The sequence below is a fragment of the Candidatus Limimorpha avicola genome (assembly GCF_056978975.1).
Genome location: NZ_DBMCYK010000016.1, coordinates 12,564 through 26,417, shown reverse-complemented (window position 1 = coordinate 26,417; position 13,854 = coordinate 12,564). Strand labels below are relative to the sequence as shown.

General features: G+C 39.6%; 10 protein-coding genes. All 10 read left to right on the top strand.

Annotation, left to right across the window (positions count from 1 at the left end):
• Nucleotides 1–382: 382 nt before the first annotated feature.
• The 10 genes from ileS to ACZOVS_RS07775 all read left to right on the top strand — a co-directional run bounded on the left by ileS (nucleotide 383) and on the right by ACZOVS_RS07775 (nucleotide 13,795).
• Nucleotides 383–3,805 carry an isoleucine--tRNA ligase gene (gene ileS, locus ACZOVS_RS07820; RefSeq protein WP_483996681.1) on the top strand — a complete coding sequence of 1,141 codons (3,423 nt, stop codon included), beginning with the start codon at nucleotides 383–385 and terminating at the stop codon, nucleotides 3,803–3,805.
• Nucleotides 3,806–4,046: 241 nt separating this feature from the next.
• Nucleotides 4,047–4,445, top strand: coding sequence for a TraR/DksA family transcriptional regulator (locus ACZOVS_RS07815; protein ID WP_483996680.1), 399 nt, complete (start codon nucleotides 4,047–4,049; stop codon nucleotides 4,443–4,445).
• Nucleotides 4,442–5,080, top strand: coding sequence for a lipoprotein signal peptidase (locus ACZOVS_RS07810; protein WP_483996679.1), 639 nt, complete (start codon nucleotides 4,442–4,444; stop codon nucleotides 5,078–5,080). Before ACZOVS_RS07815 ends, ACZOVS_RS07810 begins: the two co-directional genes overlap by 4 nt.
• On the top strand, nucleotides 5,077–6,588 hold the full coding sequence (atpD, locus tag ACZOVS_RS07805) for a F0F1 ATP synthase subunit beta (protein WP_483996678.1): 1,512 nt from the start codon (nucleotides 5,077–5,079) through the stop codon (nucleotides 6,586–6,588). The genes ACZOVS_RS07810 and atpD overlap by 4 nt, the downstream gene beginning before the upstream one ends.
• Nucleotides 6,589–6,590: 2 nt before the next feature.
• Entirely contained in the window at nucleotides 6,591–6,827 is a 237-nt protein-coding gene (atpC, locus tag ACZOVS_RS07800) for an ATP synthase F1 subunit epsilon (protein WP_483996677.1), read from the top strand.
• Nucleotides 6,828–7,116: 289 nt separating this feature from the next.
• Nucleotides 7,117–8,235 carry a porin gene (locus ACZOVS_RS07795; RefSeq protein ID WP_483996676.1) on the top strand — a complete coding sequence of 373 codons (1,119 nt, stop codon included), beginning with the start codon at nucleotides 7,117–7,119 and terminating at the stop codon, nucleotides 8,233–8,235.
• Between the two features lie 18 nt (nucleotides 8,236–8,253).
• Nucleotides 8,254–9,546 carry a YeiH family protein gene (locus tag ACZOVS_RS07790; protein WP_483996675.1) on the top strand — a complete coding sequence of 431 codons (1,293 nt, stop codon included), beginning with the start codon at nucleotides 8,254–8,256 and terminating at the stop codon, nucleotides 9,544–9,546.
• A 341-nt stretch (nucleotides 9,547–9,887) separates the two neighbouring features.
• On the top strand, nucleotides 9,888–12,374 hold the full coding sequence (gene feoB, locus ACZOVS_RS07785) for a ferrous iron transport protein B (protein ID WP_483996674.1): 2,487 nt from the start codon (nucleotides 9,888–9,890) through the stop codon (nucleotides 12,372–12,374).
• Between the two features lie 3 nt (nucleotides 12,375–12,377).
• Nucleotides 12,378–12,575, top strand: a complete 198-nt coding sequence (locus ACZOVS_RS07780; RefSeq protein ID WP_483996673.1) for a FeoB-associated Cys-rich membrane protein — start codon at nucleotides 12,378–12,380, stop codon at nucleotides 12,573–12,575.
• The gene (locus ACZOVS_RS07775) at nucleotides 12,572–13,795 is read left to right on the top strand and encodes a permease (protein WP_483996672.1); all 1,224 of its coding nucleotides are present in this window, start codon (nucleotides 12,572–12,574) and stop codon (nucleotides 13,793–13,795) included. Before ACZOVS_RS07780 ends, ACZOVS_RS07775 begins: the two co-directional genes overlap by 4 nt.
• Nucleotides 13,796–13,854 lie beyond the last annotated feature (59 nt).

Here is a 13,854-nt window from a genome sequence, read left to right as displayed (position 1 = left end):
CTTTCATGAAACAGAATATTGAAATCGTTGACAAACAGCATTATGAATATTGCTGACAAATCAACAAATAAGTGTCAGAAACCTGTTTTCTAAAAAGAGAGTAATATTATCTAAAGAATCGACTTGCAAACCTGAAATGAAAAAATTGAATCAATCGTCCACAACCAAAAAAATCTGCACAAATCGAGTCAAAAATGAATTAAAAACATATATCGAAACATGATTCTGAACCAAATTAAACTGTTTTGCACAAACTTTAAGACTGATTCTGTATTTGATTGTTTAAAGTTTTCATGATATAAACAGTTACAATAAATTTGTGGACTTAAAAAAAATAAACTATTTTTGCAGTTTAAAAATCCTAAAGTCTAAAGATTGACTTATGAAAAACGCATATCGTGAATACAAAAACCTGAATCTCACCAATATAGCAGATGAGGTTCGTCGTTATTGGGAAGAAAACGAAATCTTCAGCAAGAGTCTGGAAAGCCGCAAAAACGGAACGGCCTTCGTATTTTACGAAGGGCCACCTTCAGCAAACGGCACTCCCGGAATACATCATGTCTTGTCAAGGACCATTAAGGACACATTTTGCAGATACCATACTCTCAAAGGTGAATATGTATCCCGCAAAGCCGGATGGGATACTCACGGCCTTCCCGTAGAACTTGGAGTGGAAAAGAAATTAGGCATCACTAAAGAAGACATAGGCAAAAAAATCAGCGTTGACGACTATAACAAGGCTTGTCGCGAAGAAGTGATGAAATATAAAGACTTATGGGATGACCTCACTCGTAAAATGGGTTATTGGGTGAACCTCGACGACCCTTATATCACCTTTACCAACGATTATATCGAGACTTTATGGTTTTTACTATCTGAGCTTTACAAGAAAGGACTTCTCTACAAGGGATATACCATACAACCTTTCTCGCCTGCCGCCGGCACAGGCCTCAGCTCCCACGAACTCAACATGCCTGGTTGCTATCGTGACGTCAAAGACCTCACTTGTGTCGCCATGTTCCGCCTCAAGGCAACGCAAAGCAAGTTCAAAGAACTGCCATTCGGCGTCCAGGTGCCTTTTAACGATATTCAGATAATGGCATGGACTACTACCCCATGGACTCTGCCGTCCAACACAGCTTTGTGCGTGGGTCCGAACATCGAATACTGTCTCGTCAAAACCGTCAACCCTGTCAATGGTACTCCGACATACGTCATCATCGGAAAACTTTTGATGAGTTCATTCTTCCCACCGGAAAACGAGAAACCTTCTTTCGAAGAATATAAAACTGGCGATAAGAAATTACCTTACGACATTCTCGGTACTTGCAAAGGCTCCGACCTTGTTGGCATTGAATACGAACAACTTATACCTTGGGTCAAAACAAGCGATAACGCTTTTCGCGTGATTCCGGGTGATTATGTCACTACCGATGAAGGCACTACGGGTATTGTTCACATCGCTCCTACCTTCGGCGCCGATGACGACAGAGTGGCTAAACAAAACAACATACCTCCACTCGTCATGATAGACAAAGACGGCAAGGCTCAGCCTATGGTTGACCGCTCCGGTAAATTCTTCCTCATGGAAGACCTCGACCCCGACTTTGTGAAAAACAATATAGACACGGATGCATACAAACCTTTCGCCGGACAATACGTCAAAAATGCCTACGACAGTACAAAAACAGAAAAAGACAAGTCTCTCGACGTTGACATAGTCATAATGTTGAAAGAACAGAACAAGCTCTTCAAAAGCGAGAAACATACACACAGCTATCCGCACTGCTGGCGTACTGACAAACCTGTCCTTTATTATCCTCTCGACAGTTGGTTCATTCGTACTACTGCTTTGAAAGACAGAATGATAGAACTCAACAAGACTATCAATTGGAAACCTGAGACGACCGGCACGGGACGTTTCGGCAATTGGCTCGAGAACCTCGTGGACTGGAATCTCTCACGCTCCCGCTACTGGGGCACACCTTTGCCAATATGGCGTACTGAAGACGGCAACGAAGAGATATGTATCGGCAGTGTAAAACAACTCAGTGAAGAAATAGAAAAATCTATAAATGCCGGTTTTATGACGGACAACCCGTATAAATCGGACAATTATAACGATTTCGACTTGCACAGACCTTATATCGACAATGTAGTACTCGTCTCCAACAGCGGAAAGAAGATGTTCCGAGAGCCTGACCTCATCGATGTATGGTTCGACTCCGGTGCCATGCCGTATGCACAGATACATTATATGGGCGATAAAGCTCAACTCAACGACAAGGTGTTTCCTGCCGACTTCATCGCTGAAGGCGTGGACCAGACACGCGGCTGGTTCTTTACCCTTCATGCCATTGCCACTATGGTATTCGATTCTGTGGCTTATAAAAATGTCATCTCCAACGGCTTGGTACTCGACAAAAACGGAAACAAGATGTCAAAACGTCTCGGTAATGCCGTGGATCCTTTCGGTGCCATTGAGAAATACGGTGCCGACGCCGTGCGCTGGTATATGATGACCAACTCACAGCCATGGGATAACCTCAAATTCGACGAAGAAGGCGTCGATGACGTGCGTCGCAAGTTCTTCGGCACATTGTACAACACCTACGCATTCTTCGCCTTGTATGCCAATATCGATAAATTCGACTATTCTGATGCTGACATACCTTATGAGAGACGTCCCGAAATAGACCGGTGGATACTATCCGAACTTAACTCACTCATTATCGAGGTTGACAACGCTTATCAAAACTATGAGCCTACAAAGGCCGGCCGCGCCATAGGCAAATTCGTCGATGCCCACCTGAGCAATTGGTATGTACGTCTCTCTCGCCGCCGTTTCTGGAAAAGCAACGCCTCGGAAGATAAGACATCCGCTTATCAGACTCTTTACTCATGCTTGGATGTACTATCACGCCTTATTTCTCCTATAGCACCGTTCTTCGCAGACCGGTTGTACTGCGACCTTAATAATGTCACAGGCAGACAAACAGCTGAGTCAGTACATCTTACCGACTTTCCATCAGCTGACACTTCCATGATAGACAAACAACTTGAAGAACGTATGGAAATGGCCCAACTCGTATCTTCCATGGTACTGTCGCTGAGAAAGAAAGCCAATATACGCGTACGTCAACCATTGTCTAAAATCATGATACCGATAGACTCTGAAGTACGTCATGAACAACTTCTTAAAGTGGAACGCCTGATTCTGTCAGAGGTGAATGTCAAGGAAATACAATATCTTACAGATGACAAAAATGTTCTCGTCAAAAAGATAAAACCTAACTTCAAGACATTAGGTCCACGTTACGGTAAACTGATGAAACAAATTTCTCAATATTTCTCAGAGATGTCCCAAAATGACATAAGAGAATTTGAAAGAAATAATGGTTCAATGATAAATATTGATAATCAAGAAGTCATATTAAACATCAACGATGCCGAGATCACTACCGACGACATTCCCGGCTGGACAGTGACAACACAGGATAATATCACTGTCGCTCTCGACATGACAATTACAAAAGAACTTGCCGACGAAGGTCTCGCAAGAGAAATAGTCAATCGTATTCAAGGTATGAGAAAAGACAAAGGTCTTGAAGTTACTGACCATATCGTCCTCACTATCGAGAAAAACAATGATATTGTCAACGCTGTAGAACAATACACTGACTATATATGCTCAGAGACACTCGCCACCTTGAATCTTGTGGATTCTATCAATGATGAAAATGTGACAAAACAAGAACTCGTAGAGAACATATATGCCAAAATATCCATTAGCAAGGCATAACAATTGAATTACTAATTGAATTTTAGTTCTGATTACAAACTGTATATACCGACAACTATTGATTTAACCCACAACATTTAACATCAATAGTTGTCGGTATTTTTCATTCGGAAACAAGTTTTTTATCAAAAGAAAAGACGTCAACATTTCTTTCAAAAATAGATTTTCATTGATTTTTCTTTCATATTTCAAAAAAATATATTATTTTTGGGCGTTATTAATTCAGAAAAAAATGAGCCCTATGGAAGGAAATGCAAATGAAACAGAAAAACTCAGATATTCTGATGCAGAACTCGCCGAATTTGAAGCCCTGATATTGGAAAAACTTGAAACAGCGAGAAAAGATTTGGAACTTTTAAACGAAAATGTAGCCGGCGGAAAAAACAGTGCCAATGACAGCGCTCCGACTTTCAAGATTTTGGAAGAAGGTTCTGCCGTGTTGTCAAAGGAAGAGAACAGTCAACTTGCAATGCGTCAATACAAATATATACAGAACCTTGAAAACGCACTGATACGCATAAAAAACAAGACATACGGCATCTGTCGTGTGACAGGGAAACTCATTCCAAAGGAAAGACTACGTGCCGTGCCTCACGCTACATTAAGTGTGGAAGCTAAATTGAACCAGAAAAAGAAATGAAGAAATCTCTTATAGTGATTTTCTCAGTCATTTTGATAGACCAGATAAGCAAATTTCTGGTCAAATTAAACATGACATTAAGCGAATGTATCCCTGTTTTCGGCAAATGGTTCAATATTTTGTTCATAGAAAACAACGGCATGGCTTTCGGTTGGGAAATCTCAGAGAGCATTTGGGGTAAACTGATACTCGGAGCATTCAGAATAGCAGCTGTGATCTTGCTGTTTATTCTGTTAAAGAAACTGAGTGACAAAGATGTCAGTTTCGGACCTTTATTCGGCATTTCTCTTATTATAGCAGGAGCATTGGGCAATATCATAGACGGAATGTTTTACGGCATGATATTCAGCGAGAGTACTTTCTACAACACAGCGGTATTGTTCCCGGAAGGTGGTGGTTATGCCGGTTTTATGCAAGGTAAAGTAGTCGATATGCTTTATTTTCCACTCTTCACCTTTCCGCAATGGATGCCATTTCTCGGAGGTCAGATATTTTTCAGCCCAATATTCAACATTGCGGATTCATCAATTACCATTGGAACATTGTATCTTATAATATTCCACGGCAAATTTATACTTCATACAATAGATTCTATTTCAGAAAAAAAACAAGAACAACAGGAGCTTAAAAAATGAATAAAGAAAAAATCGGTCATATTGTACAGATCATCGGACCTGTTATAGACGTTGCCTTTGATGATAAAGAACATCTTCCGAGTCTGCTCGACGCTCTTGAGATAGAACGTGACAACGGAGATAAACTGATAACTGAGGTACAGCAGGATATTGGGGAGAATACCATGAGAACCATTGCCATGGACTCTACCGACGGCTTGAGAAGAGGCATGAAAGTGCGTTGTCTCGACAAGCCCATATCAATGCCGACAGGCGACCAGGTGAAAGGAAGACTGTTCAACGTTATAGGAGAGTCTATCGACGGTCTCAAACCTATGAAAGAATGTAAACGCAACAGCATACACCGAGAACCACCAAAATTCGAAAACCTCTCCACAAAACAAGAGGTACTCTATACAGGTATCAAAGTCATAGATCTGATAGAACCGTACGCCAAAGGCGGAAAAATAGGTTTGTTCGGTGGCGCCGGCGTGGGTAAAACGGTCATTATCATGGAACTGATCAATAACATCGCTAAATCGTACTCCGGCATGTCGGTATTTGCCGGCGTGGGAGAACGTACCCGCGAAGGTAACGATTTGCTCAGAGAAATGATAGAATCAGGCGTAATAAAATACGGAGAAGAGTTTTCAAAAGAAATGGAAAAAGGCGGCTGGCCTTTAGAGAAAGTAAATTACGATGAATTGATAAAATCACAGGCGACATTGGTATTCGGCCAAATGAACGAACCTCCGGGAGCACGTGCCAGAGTGGCTCTCAGCGGTCTTACAATGGCTGAATATTTCCGGGACGGAGACGAGAACAATTCGGGACGTGACATCTTGTTTTTCATTGACAACATCTTCCGTTTCACACAGGCAGGTTCTGAAGTGTCAGCCCTGTTGGGACGTATGCCTTCCGCTGTAGGCTATCAACCTACTTTGGCTTCCGAAATGGGTCTCATGCAGGAACGTATCACATCCACTAAACACGGCTCCATAACTTCAGTACAGGCAGTATATGTACCTGCCGACGACTTGACAGACCCGGCACCTGCTACAACATTCGCTCACCTCGATGCTACCACGGTATTGAGCCGAAAAATATCTGAACTCGGCATTTATCCTGCCGTTGACCCTCTCGACTCTACTTCCAGAATATTGACACCCGAAATAGTTGGCGAAGCTCATTATAATACAGCTCAACGCGTCATCAATATTTTACAGAGATATAAAGACCTGCAGGACATAATCGCTATTTTGGGTATGGACGAACTGTCAGAAGAAGATAAACTCGTGGTGAAAAGAGCAAGACGTGTTCAGAGATTCCTCTCACAGCCACTTCATGTTGCAGAACAGTTCACCAACATACCGGGAACAATAGTCAGTATTGAAGATACCATAAAAGGTTTCAATATGATTATGGATGGCGAAGTTGACCAGTATCCGGAAGCAGCTTTCAATTTGGTTGGAACAATTGAAGAAGCTATCGAGAAAGGTAAGAAAATGATGGCTGAGACAAATGAATGACCATGAAAATAGAAATAATAACACCGGACAAAAGACTTTATAATGGTGACACCGACCTGGTCCAATTGCCCGGAATAGACGGACTGTTCGAGATACTTAACAACCATGCTCCCATGATTGCTGCCTTGGGCGCCGGAAAAATAAAAATAAGAGAATTGAACGGCAAACTGAGTTATTTCGAAATTAAAGGCGGTGTTTTAGAAGTACTCAACAATAAAATACTGGTGTTGGCAGATTGATATCACCTATTTATATATAAGGCGTGCTTCCCAAAAACACGCCTTATTTATTTTTGAAAAATATTGAAACTTCTTTCAGAAATCATATAACTCATTTATTGACAATATATCTTCCTTATCTATCATAATTATTAATTAGTAAAATGATATGATTATCATAATTCATGAATCTTCTTATTTATAATAATGTATTATATTATACCATAAAAGTTTTGACTTTATTAGTAAAAGGTATTACTAATTTTAATATTTTTGCAAAAACAAATTGCAAATTTTAATTTTTTTAAAGATGAAGAAAAATTTATTTATCACCGGAATTTTTCTGTTATTGAGTTCAGTAACAGTATTGTTTGCACAAAAACCAATCCAACCAGCCCCTAAAAAATCATTGATAGGCGATTACTTGTCCATTGGAGGGTACATCAATTCACAGTATAGTTTTGAATCCCAAAAATTGAATGACGGCACTTTGGATGAGTCAAATACATTTCAGATTCGCCGTGCACGTCTTGACATCAAGGGCAACATCACAAAAAATATTGAATTCAGATTGCAGGGTGATTTTACAAAATCAGCTGCTCTTGTCGATGCTTTCGTAAAAGTCAAATTCAATCCATACATCAATGTACAAGTCGGACAATTCAAGATACCGTTTTCAATAGAAAACCCTTATGCACCACTTGACCTCGAGGCTATAGACAACGCACAAGTCATCAACGCATTAAGCGGCTTCAGCGACGTAAGCGGTAATGGCAACTACAAATTCGGTCGTGAGATAGGTGTCATGCTTTACGGAGGTTTCATCAACATGGAGACCTTTGGCAAGAAGTTCCAACTTTTCAATTACAGCGTAGGTGTCTTCAATGGTGCCGGTATCAACACAAAAGACAACAATAAAACAAAAGACATTGCCGGACGTTTGGAATTACATCCTTGGATAAAAGAACTTGTTCTTGCCGGTTCCATGTACATTGGCGAATATCAAACAACAAATAATGAGAATGCAGTCAGAAACAGATACGGTATTGGCGGTGAATACAAAAATAACCATCTTGTAGTTCGTTCGGAATATCTATGGGGTGTAACCGGAATGGATAACACAGATGAATTTACTTTGGCAGAAGGAAAACTTGTCAATGACCAAAAATCGGACGGTTTCTATGCAATAGCTGCATACGTCTTCAACGTAGGAAAAGAAGGAAAACAAACCATAGCACCTGTCGTACGTTATGATTATTACAACAGCAACACAGATTTGACAAAAACAACATCAACATACTATATGTTAGGTTTAGATTGGTGGCCGGAAAAACATCTTCGTTTCCAGCTTAACTACACATTGAAAGACAATGGCAACAATGACAATTTGGGACATGCTGTCGCAGCTATGTTGTCAGTTAAATTCTAATCAAAAAAATAGTATTATATGACTAAAACAGCAACAAAAAAACCTTTTATCAACGAAGAATGGTTGATAGTAGCAATAGGTCTTGTAATTTTGGCATTATGCGTTATTTTCCCGAAATTCATGAACGGGATTCAGATGCTGAACGTTAAAACTTTGACTACAGCCAACGGATGGTTAAATGCAGGTTATACATTCGTATTCTTAATGATAATAATTTATACCTCAGCTATCATTTTAAAAAAGGATATTAAAGGAATATTTTTATCATTTTTAGTAATCTTTGCCTTAACATTACTTGCTCAATTATGTGCAAGTATTCCTTTCTGCAAGAAATATGGGCTCGAGGCAGTATTGTTTGCCGTTCTTTTCGGATTGATCATCAGCAACTTCATTGGTGTTCCTAAATGGATGAAACCTGCAATACAGAGTGAGTTTTACATTAAAATAGGCATTGTCTGTTTAGGTGCCACAGTAATTTTTGGAGAGATCATGAAATCCGGAGCTTTCGGTCTCATACAGGCACTTATAGTAGTATTTTGCGTATGGTATTTCGGTTTCTGGATCTCCCGCAAAGTATATCACGTCGATGACGAGATGGCTACAATGCTTGCAAGTTCTGTCAGTATCTGCGGTGTTTCTGCTGCTATCGCGACATGTGGTACTATCAAAGGAGACCAAAAGAAACTCAGTTACGTCATCTCATTAGTCATGGTAATTGCAATACCCATGCTTTACATCATGCCGTTGCTTTGCAAATGGATTCTTCCATTAATACTCCCGGGCAATGAAATAGCCCAGGCACAGGTTGCAGGGGCATGGATCGGCGGAACAATAGACACTACAGCAGCAGTAGCCGCTTCAGGCGGTATTCTGGGTGACATTGCCGGTGATACTGCTGTTATTGTCAAGGCATCACAAAATGTCTTGATAGGTGTGGCTGCATTCCTCATCTCACTTTTCTGGTCTTTCCGCAAAACTGAAGGTGTTGAAAAGACCTCCGGAAAAGTCATCTGGGAACGTTTTCCTAAATTTGTAATCGGCATGGTCATTGCCTCCGCTGTATTCAGCATCTGGTTCTCAGGCGCTGCCGAAGTAGGTGAGGCTACAATAAAATACAAAGACATGGCAAAAAATTTCCAAGGAATCTTCTTCTCCATAGCATTTGTTTGTATAGGTCTTGAAACACATTTCAAAGAGATTTTTGCCAAAGAAAACCGTCAATCGTTGAAAGCATTTCTTGCAGCACAAGGATTCAATATCATATTTACTCTGATAGTGGCTTGGGTACTTTTCGGTCTTATTGCCAATTAAAAAAAATCAAACTATTTACAAATAATAGAGCGGTGGTGTGTCAAAAGATTTTTGGCACACCATTTTTTAATACATCACATTATACTAACATTGCCCGTTATCATAAAATTTGCAAAACAATCATACAAACAAAATCTTTTTCACCCAATCAAATTTGTGTTACGAAACACGACTTAATAAATTAACCCTTAAAACATATTGCAACCGAGTTGCAAAGACACGCATAATACCTACAAATAATGATTTTATTTGCAGTTTATCATCATTAATAATGATGAAAATATGAATAATTGTCATTAACTTTGCAACTTAAAAAGATTAGTTATAACTAAGTCAAAAATATGGATACCAACAGTGAAAAGAGAGTAAACCTTTCAGAGATGAAGACCGGCACCAAGTGTGTGATAATCAGAGTCAACGGACATGGTGGGTTAAGGCATCGTCTTATGGAAATGGGATTCGTCAAAGGAGAGACTATCACAGTCATTAAAAACGCTCCTCTTCTCGACCCTGTTGAATATCAAGTAATGCAGGCTCATGTGTCATTAAGACGCAGCGAAGCTGACAAAATCGAAGTCGTAGAAGTCAACAAAGAATATGTCAACGAAACGGATTATAACGGCATAATGACAGAGGAACGCATCTCTGAAACCATTAAAGACCAAAGCAATACCATAACTGTAGCACTTATAGGCAACCCTAATTGCGGAAAGACATCGTTTTTCAATCATGCAACCGGACTTAGAGAAAAGGTCGGCAATTACAGTGGCGTCACCGTTGACCTTAAAATAGGCACTTTCTATCATAATGGCTATACCATACGCCTCGTTGACCTGCCGGGTACATACTCCATAACAGAATATTCTCCTGAAGAACGTTATGTACGTGATTATCTTACACATAACAACCCCGACATGATTCTCAACATTGTCGATGCATCGAATATAGAGAGAAATCTTTTCCTTACCACACAACTTATTGACATGAATATCCCCATCGTCATGGCGTTGAATATGTTTGATGAATTGACTTCCAAAGGCGACAAATTAGATTATGAAGCGTTGGGTAAAATGCTCGGGTTACCAATAGTGCCGACAACAGCATCAAAAGGTTCTGGCATAAAAGATGTGTTACAGACTATAATCGATGTTTACAACAACAGGAAAAACCTGACAAAACACATTCATATCAATTATGGCAAAGATATTGAGAACGCCATCATTCCAATTAAAAAACTTATTGAAGAAGACAAAGACATAATCAACAAATACCCGGCAAGATATATCGCCATCACTACTTTGGACAACACGCAATCTACCATAGACGAAATAAAGAATCTGAAAGATTGTGACAAAATTCTCAAAGAAGCAGAGATACGTCGTCAGTCGCTTGAACGTTCATACGACGAAGATGTAAACACTCTGATAACCAATGCACGTTATGCTTTCATCAGAGGCGCACTTAAAGAGACATATACTCAAGGAAAGACAAATGAAAACTGGTCGGCATATAAAATAGACGACATATTAACCAACAGATGGCTGGGATTTCCAATATTGGTTTTGTTCATGTGGATAATGTTTCAAACGACATTTACCGTAGGTGCTTATCCTCAGAAATGGATTGAGATGGGAGTCAACTGGTTCAGCAACCTTGTTGGGTCATGGATTAGTGAAGGCATATTACACAACCTAATCATCGACGGCATCATTGCAGGTGTGGGCGGTGTCCTTGTCTTTCTTCCTAATATCTTGATAATGTTTTTATTTATCTCCATACTTGAAGATATTGGATATATGTCGAGAGCAGCTTTCATAATGGATAAACTGATGCATAAAATCGGGCTTCATGGCAAGTCATTCATTCCTTTTATCATAGGTTTCGGTTGTACTGTTCCTGCAATAATGGCAACACGTACTCTCGAAAACAAGAAAGACAGACTTGTAACAATACTTGCTACACCTTTTATCTCATGTTCAGCACGATTACCTGTTTATTTGTTATTCGTCGCTGCATTTTTCGAGAAACACCAAGGCTTGATATTATTAAGTATCTATGCCATTGGCGTAGTTTTTGCCATTTTGACAGCCTTTTTACTTAATAAAACTGCTTTCAAGGGGCAATCAGAACAGTTCGTCATGGAACTGCCTCCATACAGAATCCCAACAATGCGTAATACCTTAATACACATGTGGGATAAAAGCGTTCAATATCTTCAGAAAATGGCAACTGTTATATTAGTTGCTTCTATTATAATATGGGCGTTGGAATATTTCCCGAGAACCAATGAAAAATTGACAGCAATAGAACAAAATATAGAAAATGTCAAATCGGACGACAATATCAGCGAAGCAGATAAAATAGCAGAGATTGACAGATTGGAACGATTATATGCTGCTACACACAGTGAGAATTCCTATATTGGACGTTTTGGACATTTTATTGAACCAATAGTACGTCCTCTTGGTTTTGACTGGCGTATTGGTGTCAGCCTTGTCACAGGCATTGCCGCAAAAGAGGTTATCATTTCGACAATGGCAGTGTTTTATCAGGCTGAAGACAATTATAATGAAAATGACAATATGGAACAGTTGATACAAAAACAGACTTGGAAAAATGGCAAATATGCCGGAGAAACCATATTCTCTCCATTAGTGGCATACGGATTAATGCTCTTTGTCTTGCTTTGTACGCCGTGCATAGCAGCCTTGACGGCAATAAAAAGAGAAGCCGGCTTGAAATGGGCGGTGTTTTCCATGATTTACAGTACCGGCTTAGCTTGGATTGTATCTTTTTTGGTGTATCAGATCGGTTCGCTAATATCATAACTCATGATTCAGAACATCATAGTATTTATCATTGTCGCTGCAGCTGTTATTTACTTTTTTATTTTAATGATAAAAAAGATACGCAAAGGCAACTCATGTTGTTCCGGCAAATTCATAGATTGCAACAACTGTCATCACGACGGTTGTTACAATTGTCCTTTTAAAAAAAAGAATAACAACAAAATAAACAAGCCATTATGAAATTCCTTCAGACACTGTTATTCATGTTATGCCAAATGGCACCGTATCTTTTACTCGGTTTTTTTGTTGCCGGTCTGTTGCATGTATTCGTTCCGTCCAAATTTTTCGAACGACATTTGTCACAGGAGAATTTCAAATCAGTCTTATGGGCGACATTATTGGGAATACCACTTCCTCTATGTTCTTGCGGTGTGATACCTACTGCCATATCATTACGTCGTGACGGAGCTTCGCGAGGAGCCACTGTCGCTTTCATGATTGCTACCCCACAAACCGGAATTGACTCGATTATTGCAACATATTCTCTTATGGGATTACCCTTTGCCATAATAAGACCTGTCGTAGCACTATTGACAGCTCTATCCGGTGGAATGGTAACTACATGGTTCTCAAAAGATGAAATAGTCGTTCACAATAATTCATCTTGTTCCGTAAAAACTCCACTTAATAACAAACTCATCGAATTGCTGCGCTACAGTTTCGTCGATTTAATACAAAACATGGGAAAATGGCTCACCTTAGGTTTGATAATCGGTGCTTTGATAACTGTATTGGTCCCCGACTCATTCTTTACTTCTCTTAATCTTCCTCCTTTAATCACCATGTTGATTGTCTTATTGGTAGCAATTCCCATGTATGTATGTGCCATGGGTTCTATACCTATTGCCGCCGCCTTGATGATGAAAGGTCTGTCTCCGGGAACAGCCTTAGTGTTCCTTATTGCCGGTCCTGCAACAAGCATAGCGTCCATGTTGGTGATAGGTAAATCACTCGGTAAAAAACAATTGTTGTTTTATCTCATTTCCATTATCATAGGCTCAATAACTTGCGGACTATTTATAGATTATTTGTTGCCACATTCATGGTTCGACAACAGCATGCAGTCAGATGCAATAAGCTGTAACCATAGCGTTACTCCTTCATGGATAGAGATTATTTCAGCTTCAGTATTCGTATTATTACTTATAAATGCTTTTATCATGAAATTATTTAATAGACAAACAGTTAAAAATGATGGCAGTATCATATACCGTATCAACGGAATGACCTGCAACCACTGTAAGGCCTCAGTAGAAAAGGCTATTGGAGCACTTGACAATATCGAGGATGTTGTTGTTGACTTGGGCAGTAAGACAGCATCTGTTAAAGGCAATCCTGACGACGAAGCCGTTAAAAAGGCTGTTGAGGAAATCGGATTCGAATATGTTGGCAGAAAATAAAATCGACAATATATTTTTAAGTATTGAAAACGACAATTTGTTGTTTTATAATAATTTTT